Genomic DNA, 23,469 nt, shown 5'->3' with positions numbered 1-23,469 from the left:
GGTTTGATTGATGGCAAAGAACGCATTCTTCGAGACCGTCGCTGAAGCACAGCGACGTGCGCAGAAGAGGCTGCCCAAGTCCGTGTATGCGGCGCTGGTGGCCGGATCCGAAAAGGGTCTGACCGTCGACGACAATGTCGCGGCATACAGCGAACTGGGTTTCGCTCCGCATGCGGCCGGATTGCCGAACGAGCGGAACATGGCCACCACCATTATGGGGCAGGACATTTCGCTTCCGGTGATGATCTCGCCGACCGGTGTGCAGGCAGTGCACCCCGACGGTGAGGTGGCGGTTGCACGGGCCGCTGCGGCGCGGGGAACGGCCATCGGCCTGAGTTCTTTTGCCAGCAAGTCCATCGAAGAGGTCGCTGCGGCCAACCCGCAGGTGTTCTTCCAGATGTACTGGGTCGGTAGCCGCGACGTGCTCCTACAGCGTATGGAGCGCGCTCGCGCTGCCGGCGCCAAGGGCCTGATCATCACCACCGACTGGTCCTTCTCGTACGGCCGCGACTGGGGCAGCCCGTCCATCCCCGAAAAGATGGACCTCAAAGCCATGTTCCAGTTCGCGCCCGAAGGCATCATGCGCCCGAAGTGGTTGTTGGAGTTCGCCAAGACCGGCAAGATCCCGGATCTGACAACACCCAATCTCGCGGCTCCCGGCCAGCCGGCACCGACGTTCTTCGGCGCGTACGGCGAGTGGATGCAGACTCCGCTTCCGACGTGGGAAGACATCGCCTGGCTGCGTGAGCAGTGGGGTGGCCCGTTCATGCTCAAGGGCATCATGCGTATCGACGACGCCAAGCGTGCAGTCGACGCCGGTGTCTCCGCGATCTCCGTCTCCAACCACGGTGGCAACAACCTCGACGGCACCCCGGCGCCGATCCGTGTGCTCCCGGGTATCGCCGAAGCTGTTGGCGATCAGGTGGAAGTTGTTCTCGACGGCGGCATCCGACGCGGCGGCGATGTCGTCAAGGCTCTTGCGCTCGGCGCCAAGGCAGTCATGCTCGGCCGCGCGTACCTGTGGGGCCTCTCGGCAAACGGCCAGGCCGGTGTCGAGAACGTACTCGACCTCATGCGTATGGGCATCGACTCGGGCCTCATGGGTCTCGGCCATTCGTCCATCACCGAGCTCAGCAAGGATGACCTGGTCATTCCGGAAGGCTTCACCCGCACGCTGGGCGCGAGCTGAACCTCTGGCTCTGATCGAGCTGTGAGTTGAGCCTTCACGAACACACAACCCTGGCCGGACACCATGTCCGGTCCAGGGTTGTTTTCGGTCCGCACGAGACCAATCTTGCTGTGGGAAGAGTTTTCTCGGATCGGCACCGCGCGTACTACCAGCGCCGCGCCGAGGGCGGAGCCGGGATCGTAGTCACCGAAACGGCGTCGGTTCTGGAGAACGACTGGCCATACGAGCGTGCGCCGCTGGCATCTCGGTGTGGGCCGGGTTGGCGAGCGATCTCATCGGCATGCGCGGCGCACGGCTCCCTGGTCCTCGCGAGCCTGGGGCACACCGGGATGCAGGGATCGAGCGCCTACTCGCAGTCGGTTCTGTGGGGGCCGTCGAGGGTCGCTGATCCGGTGACACGCGAGCTGCCGATGATGATGGAACAGAACGACATCGACGCTGTGGTCGAGGGTTTCCGTACATCGGCAGCGCTTGCGGTGAACTCCGGGATGGACGGCATCGAGATAGATGCCGGCCCGCGAAGCATTCTGCGGCAGTTCCTTTCGGGGTTGACCAATACGCGCGGGGACAGGTACGGACGTGATCGGCTGACGCTGCTGCGGGAAGTCCTGCACGCAGTTCGCGGCTCTGTCGGTGCGAACCGTGTGGTTTCCCTCCGGATGTCGTGCGACGAGCAGGCGCCGTGGGCGGGCGTCACGCCGGAGCTCGCGGTCGGGTATGCCAGTGAACTGGAACGGTATCTCGATCTGCTGGTTGTGGTGCGCGGCGGTCTCTACTCGACCGCGGGGTATCGCCCGGACTTTCACGCAGAACCGAACTTCAATCGTGAACTGTGCCGATCCGTCAAGGCCGCAGTTTCGATTCCGGTTGTGTTGCAGGGGAGCGTCGTCGACATCGCGGACGCCCATGACGCGCTCGAGCATGTGGATTTTGTGGAAATGACCCGAGCGCAGATCGCCGACCCGGACCTGGTGGTGAAGTCAGCCCGCGGAGATCAGCCGCGTCCGTGCGTTCTGTGCAATCAAACGTGCCTCGTGCGCGATCCGCGTAATCCGGTGGTGACGTGCGTCGGAAATCCGACTGCCGGATTCGAGACGATCGATCCTGATGAGCGCGAGCAGGATTCGATTACCGGCCCGGTGCTTGTGGTCGGGGGCGGACCTGCGGGATTGGAAGCTGCACGAATCCTGGCCGGGCGCGGCGCTGCCGTCACCGTTGCAGAACAATCGTCACGGTTCGGCGGGATGATCCGAACCTTTGCGCAGGGGAAGGAGCGCAGTCGATTTTCCTTGCTTGCACAGTGGCTCGAAGACGAATGCCGTCGCAGCGGCGTCACCATGCTGACCGAGCACACAGTCAGCCCACCGGAGATCGACGACGCACGAGGCCGTGGAGGCGTGGTGATCGCGTCGGGCAGTATTCCCAGGCCGCCGACGTACTCCGTCGACACATCCGTTCTCTGGATGGACGCGGCGCAGGCGCAGAGGCTTGGCGGCGATTCGATCAAAGGCCCTGTTGTTCTTGTGGATCCGTTGGGTGGGCCGGTAGCCGTTGCGCTTGCGGAGGAGTTGGCAGAGTGCGGACTCGACGTCTCGATCGTCACACCTGACACAATCGTCGGTTCGCGGTTGGGTATGAGTGGCGACCTTGTCGGAGCGAACACCAGACTTCAGCAGGCTGGGGTGAACCGAGTGTGTTCCTCGCGGGTACGTGCGGTTGTCGACGGCTGTGTGCACGTCGAGAACGTCTACACGGATGTCGCTGCAGAAATCCGGTGCGCGACCGTGATCGACTGCTCGCCTCGATTGCCTGACAACTCCCTGCGCTATTTGGCAGGTACCGGTGTCGGCGACACGATTGCTCCGAGAACTGTTCTCGAATCCATCCACGAAGGGCGCCGCGCAGGGTTTACTACTGGAACAGGTTTCAATTCCGTGGAGAGGATCGATTCATGACCCAGGTACGTTCACTCGAAGGCCGTGTTGCATTCATTACGGGCGCGGCGCGTGGTCAGGGCCGCTCACACGCAATTCGCTTGGCCAGGGAGGGTGCGTCGATCATTGCGATCGACGTCTGCAGTGCTGTTGCCGAGCACAACACCTACGACGCGGCAACCTCGGAAGATTTCACTGAGACCGTCCGCCTGGTCGAAGCCGAGGGCGGCAAGATCCTCGCGCGTGAGGCTGACGTTCGAGACAGTGCCGCGCTCGCCGCTGTGGTGAAGGACGGTGTCGAGCAGTTCGGTCGACTGGACATCGTGGTGGCCAATGCGGGCGTCTGCAACTGGAATCGATTCTGGGAGATGTCGGACGAGCAGTGGGAAACCCTCATCGACATCAACCTCACCGGTGTGTGGAAAACGCTCAAAGCGGCGGTGCCGTCCATCATCGAGGGTGGCCGCGGTGGTTCGATCGTCGTGATCAGTTCGGTCGCCGGACTCAAGGCGATGCCCGGTCAGGCGCACTACGGAAGCGCAAAGTTCGGTTTGGTCGGTCTCACTCAGGCGGCGGCAAAGGAACTGGGGGAGTACAGGATCCGCGTCAACTCCATCCATCCGTACGGGGTCAATACCCCGATGGGTGTTGATCAGGGCGCTCTCGCCGTGTTCCAGAACTACCCGCAATACCTCCCGAACTTCACTCCCATTCTCACGGAGACGGCTTTTGCCGAGCCCGACGAGATCTCCGATACCGTCGTGTGGTTGGCCGGTGACGGTTCACGCACCGTGACGGCAAGCCACATCGCTCTTGATCAAGGTAACTCCAAGGTCTGATGACGTCATATCCTCGTCTCTTCGAGCCGCTGCGCCTGCGCGATTTCACCCTGCGTAATCGGGTGGTGTTCTCTGCGCACCTGACCAACTATGCAGAGAACGGGTTGCCGACGGCGCAGCATGCCGCGTATTACGAGGCGAGGGCGCGAGGTGGCGCCGGGTTGATCATCAGTGAGGAACATTCGACTCATCCGTCGGATCGACCGTACGAGAAGATGATCGCCGGATACAGGCCCGAGGTGGTCGAGGGCTATCGCCGGATCACCGATGCCGTGCACGCGCACGGGTCGGTGATCCTCGCTCAGATCAATCACAATGGAGGACAGGGCGCCGGAACGTATTCGAGGCTCCCGCTCTGGGCGCCCAGTGCTATAGCCGATCCACTGTTCCGGGAAGTCCCCAAAGCTGTTGACGACGGCGATATCGCGGAGATCCTCGACGGTTTTTCGCTGGTCGCGCGCAACTGTATCTCCGGCGGGTTCGACGGCGTGGAATTGCAGGCGTCGCAGTCGTCGATTGTCCGAGCATTTCTGGCGCGGTCGACAAACCAGCGAACGGATCGGTACGGCGGTGCTACTGAGAACCGTGCCCAGTTCCTCCTGGAAGTATTGCGAATTCTTCGCCGCGCCATCGGCCCTGATCGCATTCTCGGAGTTCGGCTGAGCGGTTACGAAGGAACCCGGGGCGGTATCGAGTTGCCTGACGCGGTCCTGACTGCGCAGCTGGTGGAAGCCGACGGTCAGGTCGACTACATCAACACCGCTATCGGCATGGCCACAGAGACTTTGCATTTGATCGAGGCATCGATGGCGGTGCCGAAAGGTTACGCGAACTTCATTCCATCGGCGATCAAGGAAGTGGTCTCACTACCTGTCATCGGTGTCGGCCGATTCAAGTCACCGGAACAGGCTGAGCAGGCGTTGGACGAAGGTCTGTGCGATCTAGTGGGGGTAGTGCGTGGTCAGATCGCAGACCCGGATTTTGTGAATAAGGCACGCGCGGGCAAGCCCTCGCAGGTGCGAACCTGCCTGTCCTGCAACCAGGAATGCGTCGGACGGATGGGGCTCAACCGTTGGTTGGGTTGCACGGAGAACCCGCGGGCCGGACGAGAGTCCGTTGCTTTACCCCGGCCGCGGTTGCAGGGCCGCAGCGTAGTTGTTGTCGGCGGCGGGCCGGCTGGTCTGCAGGCAGCGGCTACCGCCGCGCAGCGTGGGCATCGGGTGACGCTGTTCGAGCGCGACGCCGTTCTTGGTGGGCAGATCCGTACTGCCTGCGTGATGCCTGCTCGCCGGGAACTGGGTGATCTGATCCGAAACCTCGAATCCGAATGCCGCAGAGACGGAGTCGCCATCGAACTCGATACTGAAGTGACAGCGGAGAGGCTGATCGAGTTGGCCCCCGATGTGGTGGTGGTGGCGACGGGAGCAAAGCCAGTGCGCCCGGTGTGGGCGGGCGACCTGCGCAGAGTTGTGGGTGTTCGCGACGTGCTCGACGGGAAGGTGCTGCCGAGCGGTTCCGTATTGGTGTTTGACGAACTGGGATTCCACCAGGGCGCGTCGGTGGCGGAGTTCCTCGCAGATCGCGGTTGCGCCGTCACGATCGCCACCAACGGGATGGTTGTGGCCCAAGATTTGAGTATCACTTTGGATTTCGAAGGCTGGAACCGTCGGGCGCATGAGAAGTCGATAGTTCAGCGTACGGATCTGATGGTGACCGCGGTGCACGGCGAAGGTCCAGTGACTGTCGAACTGGTGCACCATCCGACGGGAGTGTCCGAGTCTATTGCTGCGGACTGGGTGGTGTTTGCGACGCAGCAGGAACCGGTGGATGAACTGTGGAATGGGCTGCGTGGCAGTTCCTTCGAGGTCTACCGAATTGGTGATGCTCTGTCGCCGAGGCGTTCGCACAGTGCCGTCATTGAAGGTCACAGGGTTGCAGTGAGCCTCTAATCGCACGCAGGCGTGTGCACCGGGGCGTGTTTGATCCCCGGTGCACACGTTGGTTTTTCAGGCCGCTGTCGGCGGTGTGTTCCCGGGAACGGGAACTTGATACGGATCCACGGACATCGGTGGATAGAACCGGGTTTTTCGGTCGTCTCCGATGTCGACTCGCCACTCGGTGTGATGCATCATCCGATGGTGGTGACCGCACAACAAGATCAGGTTGTCGAGGTCCGTTGGGCCGTCATCGAGCCAGTGGATCAGATGGTGGGCGTCGCACCAGCCTGGTGGGGTGCCGCAACCGGGGAAGGCACATCCGCCGTCCCGAACCGTCAGGGCCCGCCGCTGCGGAACGCTGGCAAGGCGCGCTTTCATGCCGTGATTGAGCGGAACACCGTTGCTGTCGAGAAGGATTCGGGTGACCTCGCAGTCGCAGGCCAGCATGCGGGCGGTGTCGAGGCTGATGGGGCCGGCCCAGTTGGTGATCGCGTACCCGAGTTCTTCAGTGGAGGGCAACATATCCTTCAGCGCTTGAAGATCGGTCATGTCTTTTGCGGTGGCGGTGATCGTCAGGTGCGGTTTCACGCCGCCTTCGACGGGACCGAGACCCGCGGCTTCGTAGCGGCGCAGCATTTCGCAGAACCCGTCGGCGCGTCGAAGTGCCGGGGTGCGTTCGTCTTTCACACCGTCCTTCTCCGGCGTGGGCGCCGAGAGGGCGGACAGTAGTGCGATGAGACGGGCACCGTTGACGGCGTCGAGGTCACCTTTCGCGCTGACTCGCCCGTACAGTCCGCGGGAGGCGTAGAACTCGTTGAGCTCGGAGTCTTCACCGGCCGGCACTCCGTCGGCGCGTTTGCCGTACTGCTTCTGGATCCGTCTAATGGCCGCGCGGACGGAATCGCAGTCGGTGACCTTCTTCGAGGCGAGGGTCAGGAGGATGTCGCGGGCTTTCTCGACGTCGGCGAGGCTCATGTTCTTGGGTGGGTGCTGACAGAAGTGGGCGACCTGACGCGCTTTCAACGCGTCGATGTCGCCGTCGTGAAAGGATTGTCCGACAACAGGTTCGAGCATGAATAACCGCGCCAGGCCGACAAGTTGGCTGCATTCGCCGATCTCGAGGTTGGTGGACAGGTGCAGCCACTGTGCGATAGCGCGGAATCCTTTGCCGCCGAGGGTGTCGCGGGTGAACATTTCCGTGATCATCACAACCATGCGGGACTGCATCTCGTGTCGGGCGCGAGCGAGGTCGAGTACCTCGGTCTTGAGGCCCTCGCCGTCGTATTGCCACGCTTCCCGACTGTCCATGGGCCAATTCTAATCGAACAGGATTTCGATTCCTAGGGACATATCGGACAGATTCCCGTCAATATTCTCTCGAGACATGTTGACTTGCAATAATATTCGATACATTGATACAAATCGGCCATGTGCGCTGCCCACGCTCGAACGGCCGACGAATATGATCTCATCATGACCGAAACCCGTGAACTGTCCGCTATCCCGAGCCCAGGGCTCGAGGGGTCTGCGCACACCGTCGTGGTTCCGGTCGGTTCTTTCGAGCAGCATGGCCCGCACTTGCCGCTGGACACCGATACCCGAATTGCGAGAGCGGTGTCGAACGAGCTTCCCGGCGCCGTGGTTGCCCCGGCCCTCGAGTACGGGGCGAGCGGGGAGCATGAGGGTTTTGCCGGGACGATTTCCATCGGCGCCGAGGTCATGGAAATGGTGGTTGTCGAGTACGGACGGTCGGCATTCCGGTGGGCGAAGAGGGTGCTGTTCGTCAACGGTCATGGTGGAAACGGTCCGGCGTTGGCAAAGGCTGTGGCGCTGTTGCGATACGAAGGCCGGGACGCAGCCTGGGTGCCTTGCGCGGTTCCGGGGGCGGACGCCCATGCGGGCAAGACAGAAACCAGCCTCTTACTGCACCTTTCGCCGGAATGTGTGGATATGAACCTGGCGGAGGTAGGAAATATTTCTCCTATCTCAGACCTGATGCCAGGATTGCGTTCGGGCGGTATGGTCGCTGTGTCGGATAACGGTGTTCTGGGTGATCCAGTTCAGGCAAGTGCCGTGGACGGCGCGCACATTTTCGACGAGTTGGTGCAACGTGTGACGGATGGACTGGCCCGGTGGAGTCCGGGCCCGGATGGGAGGCTTCGGTGATGGTTGTTACCGATGGGGGGCGGGCGATCTACCCGAACCGATTCGCGGTGTTTTCCCTGACGATCGCCTGATGCGACCCGCACGACTCCCCGACGGCTTCGGCATTCGGTTGGATCCCAAAGTTCGCACGTACTCGGGTGGCCGCGTGCTCATCGGCGGTTCGCCGACGCGCATGCTCAAACTGGCTCCGACAGCAGCGGCGATGATCGGCGACGGCTTCCTCGAGGTTGTCGACCACCAGAGCGCCGCGGTGGCGCGCCATTTGCTCGATTCGGGCGTCGCGAATCCTCGGCCCATGTCGACGCCGTCGGCGGCTGACGTCACTGTAGTGATTCCGGTCAAGGACAACGTTGCCGGCATCGAGCGGTTGTTGCCGGTGCTCAAGGATCTGGCGGTGATCGTTGTCGACGACGGGTCCGACGTTCCTCTCGATCCGCGGCGGGACTACCCGGGTACGGGAACTGTCACTGTTGTCCGGCACGAGTACGCGCGTGGTCCCTCGTCGGCCCGTAATACGGGATTGCGTTCGGCACAAACATGTTTCGTGGCGTTCCTCGACTCCGACGTCATTCCGCGAGCAGGCTGGCTCGAGCTGATGCTAGGGCACTTCAGTGATCCTGGTGTGGCGCTGGTAGCGCCGCGAATTGTGGCCCTCGATCCTTACGGGACATCACTGGCTCGGTATGAAAGTATGCGTTCCTCCCTGGATCTCGGGCGGAAGGAAGCCGCCGTCAAGTCCGGCAGTCCGGTGTCGTACGTACCCAGTGCGGCCATGATCGTGCGGCGCGACGTGGCTCTGGACTGCGAGGGATTCGACGAAAACCTCGAGGTGGCCGAGGACGTCGATTTCTGCTGGCGCCTGCAGTCAGCCGGTTGGCGACTGCGCTACGAACCGGTTGCCAATGTCGCCCATGACCATCGGGTTCAGTTCGGCAAATGGTTCAGCAGACGAGCTTTCTACGGAACCGGCGCTGCGCCGTTGGCTGCACGCCATCCGGGTTCGGTGCCGCCCATGGCGATGTCGGTCTCGACGCTGTTCGCGTGTGTTGCGGCAGCAACGCTCACCAAATCGGGGTTGGCCGGAGCGCTCGGCGCTTTGCTGTTCACCGTGTTCCGGTTGCGGAAGATGTTCACTGGTCTGACGCAGCCGACGCGCATCGCGGCGATTCTCACTGCCCAAGGATTTGTGGGCGGGTTCTGGCAATTGGCGTCGGCGATGTGCCGTCACTATTGGCCGGTGACGCTGTTGGCGGTGATCAGCTCACGCAAGATCCGGCGATTGGCGATTGCCGCGGCCGTCAGTGAAGGGCTGGTGGACTGGTATCGGCACCGCGAGCCAGGTGGTTTGGGTCCGGTTCGGTACGTGTTGTTCAAACGGGCCGACGACGTCGCGTACGGATTCGGCCTGTGGCGTGGTGCGATCGAGGCGCGCGACCTGGCGGCATTGAAGCCCCGAATCACCAAGTGAGCGTTCCGGATCGCGCAGACTTCGTGGTGGTCGGTGGCGGCACCACGGGCTGTGTGGTCGCGGCGAGACTCAGCGAGGACCCGGCCGCGCAGGTGCTTCTTCTCGAGGCAGGAAGTGGATATCGTTCGACGGTTGATCTTCCGGGTGTCCTCGATGATCCGTATTTGCTCCCGGTGGGACCGGCTAGTGAACACACCTGGACGTATCCGGTCGAATTGACGCCAAGTCGACGTGCCACCGTCTCGCGTGGGCGAACTCTCGGTGGGAGCGGCGCGGTAAATGGTGCGTACTTCGCGAGGGCCACGCGCACAGATTTTGACCTCTGGCCCGATTCCTGGAGTTACGAGAAGGTGCTGCCGTACTTCCGGAAGTCGGAGACCGATCACGATTTCGGCGGGCCGTATCACGGTGACAATGGTCCAATTCCGGTGCGTCGGCGCCAACTCGACGCCATGCATCCATTCAGCAGTCGGTTCCATGACGCGGCACTTGCAGCGGGTTTCCCAGAGGACGCCGACAAGAATGCGCCGGATTCGAACGGCGTCGGCCCGGTCCCGTTGAATATCTCGGACCATCGTCGTATCAGTACTGCGGTCGGCTACCTGTTGCCGGCGATGGGGCGTCGTAATCTCACCGTCGATGTCGGTGTCACCGTGCTGCGGATCGTGTTCTCCGGGACGCGGGCGGTGGGCGTCGATGTCCTCGACGGCACAGCGTTGCGGCGCATCCGCGGGCGCCACATCGTGGTGTGCTCCGGCGCGGTTGCCACGCCGCTCCTGCTCCTCAATTCCGGCGTCGGATCGGCTGATCAGCTTGTGGCTCATGATGTTCCGGTGGTGGTCGACCTTCCGGGCGTGGGGCAGGGTTTTGTCGATCACCCGGAAGTGTTGCTGCCTTACCGGTATTCGGTTCCGGAGGCATTGCGGCCGCAGACCCCGGTGCTGGAAATGGCTCTGAACGACGCGGACCTCGAAATACGTCCGTACACAGCGTCGTTCACAGATTTGGTACCCGGAATTCCGCAGATGGATCATGGGATCGGAGTGGTGCTGATGGCTCCGCGCAGCCGCGGAACCGTCGAGCTCGATCCGAAGGCGCCCGGTGGATCGCCGCGGATTCGATACAACTATGTCGACTCAGCGCACGATCGTCGAGTCCTCCGGCGGGGAATACAGATCGCGGAGGACCTGCTCGAAACCATTGCGAAGACCGGGATGATCCGGCGGCCCGAGATCGAATATTCGGACGAGTGGATCGAATCGCGGTTGGGCACGTCGCTGCACATGTCGGGAAGTTGCGTCATGGGTTCGGAGTTCGATCCGGATGCGGTTGTCAACGATCGATGCAGTGTCCTCGGCGTCGAGGCACTCAGTATTGTCGACACATCGATCATGCCGGTGATTCCCACTCGCGGTCCCCATGCAACTGCGGTGATGCTGGCTGAACGAGCAAGTGAACTGGTGCGTGACGCTGCGCGGGCGTGAAGAGCAACCGACCATCTTCACCATTGTGATGTGATCGGCACTACAGTGGCAGGGGAGCGGAGGAACGCAGAATATGGCACGTGAACAGGCTGTGTACGGCAACCCGTGGGTAGCAGTGCGGCCCGGAGATGACGTAGCGGTGCTGGCACGTCGACTGTCGAGTGCCCATCAATCCTTTATCGACGCCCACGACGGGGCTGCAATAGCGGACGATTCGCGCGTGCGGTCCGTTGTGCTCGAATCCTGGATGCGTAGTCGAAACAAGGGCGTCGATCCTGATGTCGTCGGTGCTCCGGAGATGCTCGAGGGGCTGGATCTCGAGAGTTATCGCTCGTCCCATCCCATGTCTCTCATCCGGCCGGTGGTTCGAAAACTGCTGGTTGAGGATGCAGCGGATACAGGCCTGCTGATCGCGATCAGCGACGCACACGGTCGGTTGCTCTGGGTGGAGGGCGACAGTGCCGCCAAGGACCGGGCACTGTCGATGAATTTTGTCGAAGGCGCCGACTGGAGTGAAGACCGCGTCGGCACCAATGCTCCGGGGACGGCACTCGCGCTCGACCATTCGGTACAGATTTTCGGTTCGGAGCATTTCAACCGCACCGTGCACGACTGGAGTTGTTCGGCCGCGCCTGTCCACGACCCCACGACCGGACAGATTCTCGGCGCCATCGACATCACCGGTGGACCTCGGGTTGCCGTCCCGGAAGTGTTGTCGTTGATTCGTGCAACGGTGGCCGCCGCCGAATCGGAACTGCGGTTCCACCTGCTCAACTCGCCGATCCCGCTCACTGCCTCAGCTCCGAGGCTGGAGACGTTCGGCGGCGGACGGCCGACTCTCGTACGCGGCGGTGAGCGGATTCCGGTCTCACAACGTCACGCCGAGATCCTGCTTCTGCTCGCGGAACATCCGGAAGGGCTCAGCGCCGATCACCTTGCGGTTCTCCTCGACGAAGGTGAATTGGACGGTGTCACTGTTCGCGCCGAGATGTCTCGCCTTCGTAAGGTTTTCGGCGCCGATCGGTTGGCGTCGAGGCCCTATCGCATCATTACCGAGTTCGCCACCGACGTCGACGACGTCCGCAAGGCTCTGGATCGCGGTGACGCAGCGACGGCCTTGCGCTTGTATTCCGGCCCGGTCCTGAGTGGATCCACCGCTCCGGGCATCGACGCAATCCGGGACGAACTGCGCACTCGGGTTCAGGCCGCGCTTCTTCGCGGCGGCGACGCCAACCTTCTCGCCAAGTGGACCACGTCGGTACATGGCCGGGAGGATTCGGTCGTCTGGGAGGCGTACCTGTCGACACTAGACCCGAAATCTGCACTGTATTCGCAGGTCAAGGCAAAAATTGATCTTCTGGACCGGCAACTCGGCCTCTGAGGAACGGGCGCGTTGCACCGACCGAACGGGCGCGTTGCACCGACGCAACGTAGTTGCAACGTTGCAACTCCTAGTGTTGTGAATCACACCCCACCGGGGGGTGGGACTGCAGTCACCGATCTCGTGACTGTGCCCAGGAAGATCACGTTTACATAGGAGCTTGCAATGACCGTGTACGCCCGCCCAGGTACCGCCGACGCGATCATGTCCTTCCAGTCTCGATACGACAACTGGATCGGCAACGAATGGGTTGCTCCGGTCAAGGGTCAGTACTTCGAGAATCCGACGCCGGTGACCGGACAGAACTTCTGCGACGTGGCACGTTCCACCGCGGAAGACATCGAGCTCGCTCTCGACGCAGCACACGCGGCGGCACCGGCCTGGGGCAAGACCTCTGTTGCCGAGCGCGCCATCATCCTGAACAAGATCGCCGATCGCATGGAGGAGAACCTCGAATCCATCGCGCTTGCCGAGTCCTGGGACAACGGCAAGCCGATTCGTGAAACCCTCAACGCGGACATCCCGCTTGCCATCGACCACTTCCGCTACTTCGCGGGAGCGATTCGCGCACAGGAAGGTTCGCTCTCGGAGATCAACTCCGACACCGTGGCGTACCACTTCCACGAGCCGCTCGGTGTAGTCGGTCAGATCATTCCGTGGAACTTCCCGATCCTCATGGCCGTGTGGAAGCTGGCTCCCGCACTTGCTGCCGGAAATGCCATCGTCCTCAAGCCTGCCGAGCAGACGCCCGTCTCGATCCTGCACCTCATCGGCATCATCGGTGACCTGCTGCCTGCCGGTGTTCTCAACATCGTCAACGGATTCGGCGTCGAGGCCGGCAAGCCGCTCGCATCGAGCCCGCGCATCAAGAAGATCGCGTTCACCGGTGAAACCACCACCGGACGCCTGATCATGCAGTACGCGTCGCAGAACCTGATCCCGGTCACCCTCGAACTCGGTGGCAAGAGCCCCAACATCTTCTTCTCCGACGTGCTCGCCGCTAACGACGACTACCAGGACAAGGCGCTCGAAGGCTTCACGATGTTCGCGCTCAACCAGGGCGAGGTATGCACGTGCCCGTCGCGTTCGTTGATCCAGGAAGATATTTTCGACGACTTCCTCGCAATGGCTGCCATCCGCACCAAGGCTGTGCGCCAAGGTGATCCGCTCGATACCGACACCATGATCGGCGCGCAGGCCAGCAACGATCAGCTCGAGAAGATCCTGTCCTACATCGAGATCGGCAAGGCCGAAGGCGCCAAGGTCATCACCGGCGGCGAGCGGGCTCAACTGGGCGGCGACCTCTCCGGCGGCTACTACGTGCAGCCGACGGTCTTCACCGGCAACAACAAGATGCGCATCTTCCAGGAAGAGATCTTCGGCCCGGTCGTATCCGTCACGTCCTTCAAGGATTACGACGAGGCCATCGAACTTGCCAACGACACTCTCTACGGTCTCGGCGCCGGCGTCTGGTCGCGTGATGGTGGAGTTGCCTACCGTGCAGGCCGTGACATCCAGGCCGGCCGAGTGTGGACCAACACGTACCACCAGTACCCGGCACATGCCGCCTTCGGTGGATACAAGCAGTCCGGTATCGGTCGCGAGAACCACCTGATGATGCTCTCGCACTACCAGCAGACCAAGAACCTCCTGGTCAGCTACGCGCAGAAGGCTCAGGGATTCTTCTGATCCTCGCTTCGCGCACCAGGTAAAGACAACGCGAGAATACGAACACACGGAGGCTGGAATGGACGCTACTGATGTCACCGCAACTGATGACACGGCAGGCGTCGTTCCACCCCGTCTCGTGACTACCGCTGGGGCGGCTGATCTTCTGCGCCGCCTCAGCGGAAACCACGGCGAACTGATGATGCACCAATCCGGTGGATGCTGCGACGGCAGCGCACCGATGTGTTATCCCGCAGGAGAGTTCATCGTGGGTGACCGTGACGTACTGCTCGGCGTCATCGATCTGCGGCTTGGGGTCGGTGAGGTTCCGGTCGACCTGCCCGCGGGTGCGGATGCCGTTCAGGTCTGGATTTCCGGATCCCAATTCGAAGCGTGGAAGCATACCCAGCTGGTTCTGGACGTTGTGCCCGGTCGTGGCAGCGGTTTCAGTCTGGAGTCTCCTGAAGGATTCCGATTCCTCAGTCGAGCACGGGCTTTCACGCCGCAAGAGAACGATGCGCTCAACTCGTCCGCGATCTTGGTCGGCGCGCAGTGGGAGGCCGGGGTGCGTCCCCTTCCTCCAACGGTTCCTCAGGTTGTGGCCGAAGCGGTGGACGCTTGCCCGGTTCCGGGCATGGCCGGCCGAGCCTGAGCGTTTTACAGTCCCGTCATCGCCGCGGCGATTGCCAGTTACTTCTCACCCATACTGTTGAGCCACGCGGCGCCGGGCACTGGCGTCGTTGAATTCTTGACCGATTCAGAGGATGGACATGTCTCTTTCCGAGCACGTGCCGGACAAGTCGACGGGCGCGCACCACGACGGCGCCGATTTTCATGCAGAAGACAATTCGTATCTCGAAAAACGAACACTCCGCAAAGGCACGGCAGGATGGGTGCTGCTGGCCGGATTGGGAGTCAGCTATGTGATTTCCGGCGACTATGCCGGATGGAACAACGGACTGGCCGAGGGCGGATTCGGTGGTCTGTTGATTGCTGCAGTTGTCATCGCCGGCATGTACTTGGCGATGGTGCTGGGCATGGCTGAGATGTCGTCGGCTCTCCCGGCTGCTGGTGGCGGGTACACGTTCGCCCGTCGTGCGTTGGGCCCGTGGGGTGGATTTGCCACCGGCACTGCAATTCTCATCGAGTATTCCATCGCACCGGCCGCCATTGCGACGTTCATCGGAGCGTACGTCGAATCGCTCAATCTGTTCGGAATCACCGACGGTTGGTGGGTCTACCTCGCGGTGTACGCGATCTTCATCGGCATTCACCTCACCGGTGCCGGTGAGGCGCTCAAAGCGATGTTCGTGATTACCGCCATTGCTCTCGTCGGCCTTGTCGTCTTTGCGGTTTCCGCTGTGGGACTGTTCGATTCGTCGAATCTCACCGACATCGCCGTCGATACTTCCGCGGCCGGGTCGTCGTCGTTCCTGCCCTTCGGTTTGATCGGAATCTGGGCAGCAGTTCCCTTCGCGATCTGGTTCTTCCTTGCGGTGGAAGGTGTTCCGCTCGCAGCTGAGGAAGCGCGCGAGCCGGAGAAGAACGTCCCGCGCGGCATCATCATCAGCATGCTGATCCTGATCGTCACGGGCGCAGCCGTTCTCTTCCTGGCGACGGGCGCATTGGGTGCCGACGCGTTGTCCACGTCCGGAAACCCGCTGGTCGAAGCGCTTGGTGACAGTGGCGCCGCCAAGGTCGTCAACTACATCGGGCTCGCCGGCCTGGTCGCGAGTTTCTTCTCGATCATGTACGCGTACTCCCGTCAGACCTTTGCGCTCTCGCGTGCCGGATACCTGCCCAAGAACCTGTCGGTGACAAACAAACGCAAGGCCCCGACACTTGCGCTCGTAGTCCCCGGAGTCGTCGGGTTTGCCCTGTCGCTCACCGGAGAAGGCGCGATGCTGCTGAACATGGCGGTGTTCGGCGCGGCTGTCAGCTACGTGCTGATGATGGTGAGCCACATCGTGCTTCGCAAGCGGGAGCCGAACATGCCCCGTCCGTATCGGACTCCCGGCGGAATTGCCACCACTTCATTTGCTCTTGTCGTCGCAGCGATATCCGTGGTCGCCACGTTCCTGGTCGATCCGATCGCAGCACTTCTCACGCTCGTCGCGTTCGGTGTTCTCATGGCCTATTTTGGTCTCTACAGTCGACATCATCTTGTTGCCAACTCGCCGGACGAGGAGTTTGCTGTACTTGCACAGGCGGAAGAAGAACTGGAATGAGCATGTACCACCAACAGGTTTCGGGCACGACTTACTCGTTCGAGAGTCTCGTCGACCTCATGGCCAAGGCGACACCACTTCGATCAGGTGACGAACTGGCCGGTTGCGCGGCGCACTCCGACGCGGAACGCGCTGCTGCCCAGTGGGTTCTGGCAGATCTTCCGTTGAAAGTATTTCTGGAAGATCTCCTGGTTCCGTACGAGGACGACGAGGTCACTCGGCTCATCATCGACAGTCACAACCGTCTGGCGTTCCAACCGATCGCGCACCTGACCGTCGGCGGCTTGCGGGACTGGCTCCTCGAGACTGCGTCGGCGCCAGGTGCCGCGGCACAACTTGCGGCGGTGAGTCCTGGATTGACCCCGGAGATGGTAGCGGCGGTCAGCAAGATCATGCGTAATCAGGATCTGATTGCGGTCGCGAAGGCGATCAACGTCACCGCAGGCTTCCGGACCACCATCGGTCTGCCTGGTCGGCTGAGCACCCGGCTACAACCCAACCATCCCACCGACGACCCGCGGGGAATCGCCGCGGCCACGCTCGACGGTCTCCTCCTGGGTTGCGGCGACGCCGTCATCGGGATCAACCCGGCAACGGACTCTCCGCAGGCCACATCGGATCTGTTGCACCTCCTCGACGACATCCGGCAGCGATTCGAGATTCCGACACAATCCTGCGTGCTCTCCCACGTGACCACGACGATCGGACTGATCGAATCCGGTGTACCGGTCGATCTCGTCTTCCAGTCGATTGCCGGCACCGAAGGCGCCAATTCCGGCTTCGGAGTGAGTATTCCGCTGCTCCGAGAAGGTAACGAAGCCGGTCGGTCCTTGAACCGGGGGACTGTCGGGAACAACGTCATGTATCTCGAGACCGGGCAGGGTTCGGCGCTCAGTTCCGGCGCTCACCTCGGCACCGGCGGCGCTCCCGTCGATCAACAAACTCTCGAAACGCGCGCGTACGCGGTGGCACGCGACCTCGAACCACTCCTGGTCAACACCGTCGTCGGATTCATCGGGCCCGAGTACCTGTACGACGGTAAACAGATCATCCGAGCGGGCCTCGAAGATCATTTCTGCGGCAAGTTGCTCGGACTGCCGATGGGCGTTGACGTGTGTTACACCAACCACGCCGAGGCTGACCAGGATGACATGGACAACCTGTTGACCCTGCTCGGAGTGGCGGGTGCGGCATTTGTGATCGCGGTTCCCGGGGCGGACGACGTGATGCTCGGGTATCAGAGTCTGGCATTCCACGACGCGTTGTACGTGCGCCGGGTGTTGGGGCTGCAACCTGCCCCGGAGTTCGAGGCATGGCTGCACGGTTTGGGGATGACGGACGGCGATGGACGATTATTGCCCGTAGACGCCTCCCTCTCGCCGCTGCGAGCCCTGACGGTGAACCGATGAGCGACGACGCGGCACCGGTTGTCGATTTCTGGAGTCCGCTCCGTTCGACAACGCAGTCTCGAATCGGGTTGGGCCGCACCGGAGATTCGTTGCCCACCACACGAGTGCTCGAGTTCAAAGCCGCTCACGCTGCCGCGCGGGATGCCGTTCACGTACCGCTCGATTCTGAGATTCTCGCTCGACGAGTCGAAGCCGTCGGAATCGGAGCGCCCGTGGTGGTGACCAGCGGCGCGTCCACCCGGAGCGAGTACTTACGCCGACCCGATTTGGGACGCCGGCCGGCTGATCTGCGTGCGATCGAAACGTCGGACCAGGACATTGGATTCATTCTCGCGGACGGACTTTCACCGCGCGCCCTCATGGATCACGGTGAGCAGTTGCTTGCGGCGCTTGTTGCCGTGCTGGGAACGACGTATTCGATTGCGCCGCCCGTCATCGCGACCAATGCGAGGGTTGCGTTGGGTGATCACATCGCGGCGGCGATGGGTGTGCAGACTGCGGTGGTCCTGATCGGCGAACGGCCCGGACTCTCGGTTGCCGACAGCGTCGGGATCTATCTGACCCATCTTCCTCGAATCGGACGCACTGACGCGGACAGAAACTGCATCTCCAATATCCATCCACCGGAAGGTCTGGGCTACGAGCAGGCAGCCCGCGTTGTCGCGGGTTTGGTGGCCGGTGCCCGGAAGCTGGGGCGTTCCGGTGTGGACCTCAAAGACACGTCGCGGGCAGACCAGTTGGCATCTGGTGAGGTGCTGACCCTCGAGTAGCGCCCAGAACAGTGCTCAGATGAAGAGCACTCGATATCTGATGCTTCCCTGAACCTTCCCCACCAGATTGCCGGCGTGGACGAACCACTTACCGCGAGGCATTGGGCAAATCCGTTGGGGTACAAGTGGGTTGAAGAGAAGCAAGGCAAGGAGGGTCGCGGCGACGATACGAGGAGCAGTCCGGCGCTGACCGTGTTGACGGAACCGTGAGTACAACTGCGCCGTGGCGATTCCGTAGGCGCGGGTTTGATTCCAGGTTCCGCGATACGTGTCACGAAGGCGGTAGGCAACCACGGCATCGGGTGCGTGTGCCAGCGTCATGCCGGCCAACTGCAGGCGCCAGCAGAGGTCGATATCCTCGCCGGAATTGACGTATCGGAGATCAAATCCGTCGACCTTGTCGAATGCTGTGCGCCAGATGCCGAAGGTGCAGGTAATGCCGTAGGGGAGGAAATCCTCACTGCCGAACTGCGTTCCGGTGAAAGTGCGCCACGTGGCAACCTCGCTCGAGTTGATCGACGCGGTTTCCACCACTCCGCCAACGGCATCCGAGTTCTCGGCGGCGCGGACGATCGCACTGAGCCACGACGGGTGGACGCGATCGTCTGCGTCACAGAATGCGATGAAATCGCCACTGGATGCGGCAACCCCGACGTTGCGTGCGTAGCCGCCGCCCCGTCCGGCCGACGCATCCACCAGGCGGAGGGAAAGGGCATCGGTCAACGGATGGGTCGCGATGAACGCGGCGAGTCCGTCGGTGGAACCGTTGTCGGCAACGACGACTTCGAACGCACCCTCGTAATCCTGCGAGGAAAGGGCGGTCAACTGTTCGCCGATGTGGTCCATGGCGTTATACGCAGGGATTACCACGGACACAAGGTGCGGTTTCACGCGCCAAAGATACCGTATGCCTGGTAAAGCCGCTGCGTCGGATTTGCTGCTGGTCGCAGGTAGCAGCGCTGGTGTGGCCGCTCCTGTGATGTGATTGCTGTCGAGCCCGTCAGGGCTTGCGATTCTGTTTCGGTATGTCGCACCAGTGTGAGAGCCGCCAAGGCGGCACGTGATGAGGAGAGAACGATGGCCTTTGCCGGCAACGTGGACGAATTGGCGCTGCTTCAGTCGGTGCGGCTCAAGGAACGCGTCGGATCGGGTGTTCTTGCCGAGCACCTGGGAGTGAGTGCGGCATCCGGACAGGCCGCGTACGACGCCCTGGTCGAACAGGGTAAGGCTGTGGAGAGCGACAATGAGATCAGTCTGACGGACAAGGGTCTCGCCGAGCTGAACGATCAGCTCGATGCCGAGCGCGTGTCCATCGACGAGGATTCGATTCTCGAGGTCCTCGAAGCCTTCTTGCCGTTGGACGAGGAATTCTCAGCTCTCCTCGCCAGTGCTGACGCCGCGTCGCTGGCAGAGCTGGATCGCCGCGCGTCCAACGTGTTCGACGATCTGTCCGCGTTTGTTCCGCGCCTGTCGCGGTATCAGGACTTGTTCTCCGACGCGCTTGCGAAAGTTCAAGCGGGGGAGTCGAAGTGGATTGCGGAACAGGGAATCGACTCGTATGCCACGGTGTGGGTGGAGATCCGCCAGGAGTTGTGCGAGGCGGCTGGCAAGTCGGAAAACTGAGCGTAGTTTCTCGCAATTGGCCGTCCGTCTCCCCCGGGAGTCGGACGGCCTTCGTCGTGTCACAGCGAAGTGAAACTCGTTACTTCAGGACATGAAGCGTGATGCGCATCACCCCCCACCCCCTTTCGGGGGTAGTGCGGGGGTGAGCCGGATCACTACCTTTCCTCTTATCGACGGTGATGCCCACAGGGCAACACCACCGGACCACGGAGGAATCGAGTGACCACAGTCTCTCCAGCAGGGGGATCGAGTGCCGCAGGCACTGCGGCAGCCCCCGCGAAGACAACGAGTGTGCGGCGAGTTGCCATCGCCAGTTGTATCGGCACGACCATTGAGTTCTACGACTTCTTCATCTACGGAACCGCTGCGGCGCTTGTCTTTCCGACGGTCTTCTTTCCGGCGCTCGGGGCCACTGCCGGCACAGTGGCGTCGTTCGCGACCTTTGCCGTTGCCTTCATCGCACGGCCGGTCGGCGCAATGTTGTTCGGGCACTTCGGAGATCGCATCGGTCGCAAGAAGACACTGATCTCCACTCTGTTGCTGATGGGTATTTCGACGCTGCTCATCGGTTTGCTGCCCGGCGCTGAGACCATCGGCGTCGCAGCTCCGATCATCTTGGTGCTCCTGCGATTCGGTCAAGGATTTGCAGTCGGTGGTGAATGGGCGGGCGCAACCCTGCTTACCGCGGAATATGCCCCGCCCGGCAAACGCGGCCTCTACGCCATGTTCCCGCAACTCGGCCCGGCCATCGCTTTTGTTCTCTCGAGTAGCACGTTCCTCATCACCGGCGCAGTTCTCGGCGACACCAACCAGGCATTCCTCGATTACGGCTGGCGAATCCCGTTCCTGTTCTCCATCGTGCTCGTCGGAATCGGCCTCTACATGCGCCTCGCTATCGAAGAAACACCGGTCTTCAAGGCGGAGCAAGCTGATCGCGTCGCAGCGGAGAAGAACGAAGCCCCCCGCACCCTCCCGTTCCTGGATGCATGGCGTTTCCAGACCAAGGAAATTCTCCTCTCGGCCGGTGCGCTGGCCTGCCTGTTTGCCTTCTTCTACATGGGTACGGCATTCCTAACGAGCTACGGCACCAAGACGCTCGGATTCTCCCGCCCGTTCGTCCTGTCCGTCGGTATTGCGTCCGCCTTTGTCTTCGGCGCCGCGATCATCGTCTCCGCGCTGTACTCGGACCGGATCGGCCGTCGCAAGGTCATCATGATCTCGTGTGGTCTGGCTGTGGTGTGGGCACTTATTCTGTTCCCGCTCCTCGATACCGGAACCCCTCTTGCATTCATCCTCGGAATGTTCGGCACTCTGATGATCTTCGGAATCGCCTACGGCCCGTGTGGCGCACTGCTCCCGGAAATGTTCCAGACCCGCTACCGCTACACCGGTGCCGGCCTCGGCTACAACCTCGCCGGTGTTCTGGGCGGCGCGGTGCCCCCGCTGATCGCAGCCCCGCTGGCCTCGGCCTACGGGAGCATGGCCATCGGAATCATGCTCGCAATCCTCGGTGTGGTGAGTCTCGTCTGCACCTGGGCGCTCGTCGAGACCAAGGACCACGCCCTGTAAGGGCAGATGTCGGGCGGGGTGTCCGGACTTCAGACAGTTACGGACACCCCGCACCGGGAAGTATGTCGTGCATCACACCGAATCGAGTAAATTCGTAGATGAGAGGGTCCGCTGCGGCGGCCCCTCTCATAGGTGCCTGAACAGGTAACCGGAGAGGACAGAACACATGAGTACGCCGCTGCCCAGCTATACGTCCGGAGTATGGGACGGTCCGATGCTGGGCGACACCATCGGAGACAACCTCGATCGCACGGTTGCCGCGCACGGCGACCGTGATGCGTTGATCGACCATGCCAGCGGTCGACGATGGACGTACCGGGAGTTCGCCGAACAGGTGAACGGACTCGCTGCCGGACTTCTTTCCCGTGGTGTGGGGAAGGGCGACCGGGTGGGGATGTGGGCTCCCAACTGTCCGGAATGGACGTTCACGCAGTATGCGACGGCAAAGATCGGCGCGATCCTGGTCAACATCAATCCGGCGTATCGCTCGCATGAGTTGCAGTACGTGCTCGAGCAGGCCGAAATCTCGACACTGGTGTCTGCGGCCAGCTTCAAAACTTCGGACTACGCGTCGATGATCGAGACGGTGCGGCCGCAGTGCCCTGATCTGACGTCGGTGATCCTGCTCGGTTCACCCGAGTGGGACGGCGTGCTGGCGGACGGGTTGGCGGCGCAGGCAAGCGATCCGGCTCCTCTCGCCGCTGCGCAGGCTGCGTTGTCTGCGGACGATGCGATCAACATCCAATACACCTCGGGCACTACCGGTTTCCCGAAGGGTGCGACGCTCAGTCATCACAACATTCTCAACAACGGCTACTTCGTCGGCGAGTTGTGCCACTACACCGAAATCGACCGCGTCTGCATTCCGGTGCCGTTCTATCACTGCTTCGGCATGGTGATGGGCAACCTCGCGTGCACCAGTCACGGTGCCGCCATGGTTATTCCGGGTCCGGCCTTCGATCCGAGTGCGGCACTCGAGGCTGTGCAAGCGGAGAAATGCACCTCCCTCTACGGTGTGCCGACGATGTTCATCGCGGAACTGGCCTTGCCCGAATTCGATACATTCGACTTGTCGAGCCTGCGAACCGGAATCATGGCCGGCTCACCCTGCCCGGTAGAGGTGATGAAGCAGGTCATCGATCGCATGGGGATGGCCGAGGTATCCATCTGTTACGGCATGACCGAGACGTCTCCTGTGTCACTTCAGACCCGTTCGGATGATTCCATCGAGCAGCGAACCGAGACGGTCGGACGCGTCGGACCGCATCTCGAGATCAAGATCGTGGACCCGGCAACAGGATTGACGGTGCCGCGCGGAGAACCTGGCGAGCTGTGCACGCGTGGATACTCGGTCATGCTCGGCTACTGGGAGAACGCGGAGAAGACCGCGGAGGCGATCGACGCTGCCCGGTGGATGCATACCGGCGACATCGGTGTCATGGACGAGGCCGGGTACGTCGCGATCACCGGACGGATCAAGGACATGGTCATCCGCGGCGGCGAAAACGTCTACCCCCGCGAGATCGAGGAGTTCCTCTACACCCACCCCGACATCCTCGACGCGCAGGTGATCGGCGTGCCCGACGCCAAGTACGGCGAGGAGTTGATGGTGTGGATTCAGATGCGCGAGGGCGCACGCGAACTGGACGCCGACGCCGTACGTGCCTACTGCACAGGTAAATTGGCGCACTACAAGATTCCGCGGTACGTGCATGTCGTCGACGAATTCCCCATGACCGTCACCGGAAAGGTGCGCAAGATCGCGATGCGCGAACAGGCGATGGAACTGATCGGGCAGGGCTGA

The 23,469-nt window shown here is 62.0% G+C and carries 18 protein-coding genes; 16 read left to right on the top strand and 2 right to left on the bottom strand.

Features of this window, described 5'->3' with window-relative positions; all coding sequences use genetic code 11:
- Positions 1–10: 10 nt before the first annotated feature.
- Genes mftD through KYT97_RS09540 form a run of 4 tightly spaced genes read left to right on the top strand, consistent with a single transcriptional unit; the run spans position 11 to position 5,911 of the window.
- The gene (gene mftD / locus KYT97_RS09555) at positions 11–1,189 is read left to right on the top strand and encodes a pre-mycofactocin synthase MftD (RefSeq protein ID WP_045070891.1); all 1,179 of its coding nucleotides are present in this window, start codon (positions 11–13) and stop codon (positions 1,187–1,189) included.
- Between the two features lie 26 nt (positions 1,190–1,215).
- Positions 1,216–3,144 carry a mycofactocin system FadH/OYE family oxidoreductase 1 gene (locus KYT97_RS09550; protein ID WP_219112153.1) on the top strand — a complete coding sequence of 643 codons (1,929 nt, stop codon included), beginning with the start codon at positions 1,216–1,218 and terminating at the stop codon, positions 3,142–3,144.
- Entirely contained in the window at positions 3,141–3,962 is an 822-nt protein-coding gene (locus KYT97_RS09545; protein ID WP_033236396.1) for a mycofactocin-coupled SDR family oxidoreductase, read from the top strand. Before KYT97_RS09550 ends, KYT97_RS09545 begins: the two co-directional genes overlap by 4 nt.
- The gene (locus KYT97_RS09540; protein ID WP_219112152.1) at positions 3,962–5,911 is read left to right on the top strand and encodes a mycofactocin system FadH/OYE family oxidoreductase 2; all 1,950 of its coding nucleotides are present in this window, start codon (positions 3,962–3,964) and stop codon (positions 5,909–5,911) included. Before KYT97_RS09545 ends, KYT97_RS09540 begins: the two co-directional genes overlap by 1 nt.
- Before the next feature lie 57 nt (positions 5,912–5,968).
- Here the strand turns inward: KYT97_RS09540 and KYT97_RS09535 are convergent, their stop codons facing one another.
- Entirely contained in the window at positions 5,969–7,207 is a 1,239-nt protein-coding gene (locus tag KYT97_RS09535) for an HNH endonuclease signature motif containing protein (protein WP_219112151.1), read from the bottom strand.
- Between the two features lie 165 nt (positions 7,208–7,372).
- On the opposite strand from KYT97_RS09535, the gene mftE reads away from it, so the two are divergent.
- From mftE to eutC, 9 genes are all read left to right on the top strand, one after another.
- On the top strand, positions 7,373–8,065 hold the full coding sequence (gene mftE / locus KYT97_RS09530; protein WP_095887929.1) for a mycofactocin biosynthesis peptidyl-dipeptidase MftE: 693 nt from the start codon (positions 7,373–7,375) through the stop codon (positions 8,063–8,065).
- 70 nt (positions 8,066–8,135) lie between these two features.
- Positions 8,136–9,533, top strand: coding sequence for a mycofactocin biosynthesis glycosyltransferase MftF (mftF, locus tag KYT97_RS09525; RefSeq protein WP_033236971.1), 1,398 nt, complete (start codon positions 8,136–8,138; stop codon positions 9,531–9,533).
- Positions 9,530–11,017, top strand: a complete 1,488-nt coding sequence (gene mftG, locus KYT97_RS09520) for a mycofactocin dehydrogenase MftG (RefSeq protein WP_219112150.1) — start codon at positions 9,530–9,532, stop codon at positions 11,015–11,017. The genes mftF and mftG overlap by 4 nt, the downstream gene beginning before the upstream one ends.
- Positions 11,018–11,090: 73 nt before the next feature.
- A complete protein-coding gene (locus KYT97_RS09515; protein ID WP_033236962.1) occupies positions 11,091–12,398 on the top strand; it encodes a sigma-54-dependent transcriptional regulator family protein in 1,308 nt (435 codons plus the stop codon).
- Positions 12,399–12,563: 165 nt separating this feature from the next.
- Positions 12,564–14,087 carry an aldehyde dehydrogenase gene (gene adh / locus KYT97_RS09510; protein ID WP_033236961.1) on the top strand — a complete coding sequence of 508 codons (1,524 nt, stop codon included), beginning with the start codon at positions 12,564–12,566 and terminating at the stop codon, positions 14,085–14,087.
- Positions 14,088–14,145: 58 nt separating this feature from the next.
- Positions 14,146–14,718 (top strand): DUF779 domain-containing protein, encoded by a 573-nt coding sequence (locus KYT97_RS09505; protein WP_116101667.1) that lies wholly within the window; start codon positions 14,146–14,148, stop codon positions 14,716–14,718.
- 112 nt (positions 14,719–14,830) lie between these two features.
- Complete coding sequence (eat, locus tag KYT97_RS09500; protein ID WP_116538729.1) at positions 14,831–16,294, top strand: ethanolamine permease; 1,464 nt, start codon at positions 14,831–14,833, stop codon at positions 16,292–16,294.
- Positions 16,291–17,703, top strand: coding sequence for an ethanolamine ammonia-lyase subunit EutB (locus tag KYT97_RS09495; RefSeq protein ID WP_045070874.1), 1,413 nt, complete (start codon positions 16,291–16,293; stop codon positions 17,701–17,703). The genes eat and KYT97_RS09495 overlap by 4 nt, the downstream gene beginning before the upstream one ends.
- Entirely contained in the window at positions 17,700–18,473 is a 774-nt protein-coding gene (gene eutC, locus KYT97_RS09490) for an ethanolamine ammonia-lyase subunit EutC (RefSeq protein WP_095886672.1), read from the top strand. The genes KYT97_RS09495 and eutC overlap by 4 nt, the downstream gene beginning before the upstream one ends.
- A 15-nt stretch (positions 18,474–18,488) precedes the next feature.
- On the opposite strand, the gene KYT97_RS09485 is transcribed toward eutC, so the two are convergent.
- Positions 18,489–19,364, bottom strand: coding sequence for a glycosyltransferase family 2 protein (locus KYT97_RS09485; protein ID WP_172936252.1), 876 nt, complete (start codon positions 19,362–19,364; stop codon positions 18,489–18,491).
- Between the two features lie 186 nt (positions 19,365–19,550).
- Here KYT97_RS09485 and KYT97_RS09480 point away from each other — a divergent pair, with 186 nt between their 5' ends.
- From KYT97_RS09480 to KYT97_RS09470, 3 genes are all read left to right on the top strand, one after another.
- Positions 19,551–20,096, top strand: a complete 546-nt coding sequence (locus KYT97_RS09480; protein WP_033236954.1) for a hypothetical protein — start codon at positions 19,551–19,553, stop codon at positions 20,094–20,096.
- Between the two features lie 219 nt (positions 20,097–20,315).
- On the top strand, positions 20,316–21,665 hold the full coding sequence (locus KYT97_RS09475) for an MFS transporter (RefSeq protein WP_172936251.1): 1,350 nt from the start codon (positions 20,316–20,318) through the stop codon (positions 21,663–21,665).
- Positions 21,666–21,831: 166 nt separating this feature from the next.
- The gene (locus KYT97_RS09470) at positions 21,832–23,469 is read left to right on the top strand and encodes an AMP-binding protein (protein WP_219112149.1); all 1,638 of its coding nucleotides are present in this window, start codon (positions 21,832–21,834) and stop codon (positions 23,467–23,469) included.

This window comes from Rhodococcus globerulus (genome assembly GCF_019334125.1).
GTDB classification, from domain to species: domain Bacteria; phylum Actinomycetota; class Actinomycetes; order Mycobacteriales; family Mycobacteriaceae; genus Rhodococcus_F; species Rhodococcus_F globerula.
Note: the sequence above shows the minus strand (reverse complement) of the source record. Positions and strands in the feature narration are given on the sequence as shown.

What these genes read in the sequence shown, in the direction of transcription:
- mftD (WP_045070891.1), top strand. Translation starts at nt 11, where the DNA reads ATGGCAAAGAACGCATTCTTCGAGACCGTCGCTGAAGCACAGCGACGT.
- KYT97_RS09545 (WP_033236396.1), top strand. Translation starts at nt 3,141, where the DNA reads ATGACCCAGGTACGTTCACTCGAAGGCCGTGTTGCATTCATTACGGGC.
- KYT97_RS09540 (WP_219112152.1), top strand. Translation starts at nt 3,962, where the DNA reads ATGACGTCATATCCTCGTCTCTTCGAGCCGCTGCGCCTGCGCGATTTC.
- KYT97_RS09535 (WP_219112151.1), bottom strand. Translation starts at nt 7,207, where the DNA reads ATGGACAGTCGGGAAGCGTGGCAATACGACGGCGAGGGCCTCAAGACC.
- mftE (WP_095887929.1), top strand. Translation starts at nt 7,373, where the DNA reads ATGACCGAAACCCGTGAACTGTCCGCTATCCCGAGCCCAGGGCTCGAG.
- mftF (WP_033236971.1), top strand. Translation starts at nt 8,136, where the DNA reads ATGCGACCCGCACGACTCCCCGACGGCTTCGGCATTCGGTTGGATCCC.
- KYT97_RS09515 (WP_033236962.1), top strand. Translation starts at nt 11,091, where the DNA reads ATGGCACGTGAACAGGCTGTGTACGGCAACCCGTGGGTAGCAGTGCGG.
- adh (WP_033236961.1), top strand. Translation starts at nt 12,564, where the DNA reads ATGACCGTGTACGCCCGCCCAGGTACCGCCGACGCGATCATGTCCTTC.
- KYT97_RS09505 (WP_116101667.1), top strand. Translation starts at nt 14,146, where the DNA reads ATGGACGCTACTGATGTCACCGCAACTGATGACACGGCAGGCGTCGTT.
- eat (WP_116538729.1), top strand. Translation starts at nt 14,831, where the DNA reads ATGGACATGTCTCTTTCCGAGCACGTGCCGGACAAGTCGACGGGCGCG.
- KYT97_RS09495 (WP_045070874.1), top strand. Translation starts at nt 16,291, where the DNA reads ATGAGCATGTACCACCAACAGGTTTCGGGCACGACTTACTCGTTCGAG.
- eutC (WP_095886672.1), top strand. Translation starts at nt 17,700, where the DNA reads ATGAGCGACGACGCGGCACCGGTTGTCGATTTCTGGAGTCCGCTCCGT.
- KYT97_RS09480 (WP_033236954.1), top strand. Translation starts at nt 19,551, where the DNA reads ATGGCCTTTGCCGGCAACGTGGACGAATTGGCGCTGCTTCAGTCGGTG.
- KYT97_RS09470 (WP_219112149.1), top strand. Translation starts at nt 21,832, where the DNA reads ATGAGTACGCCGCTGCCCAGCTATACGTCCGGAGTATGGGACGGTCCG.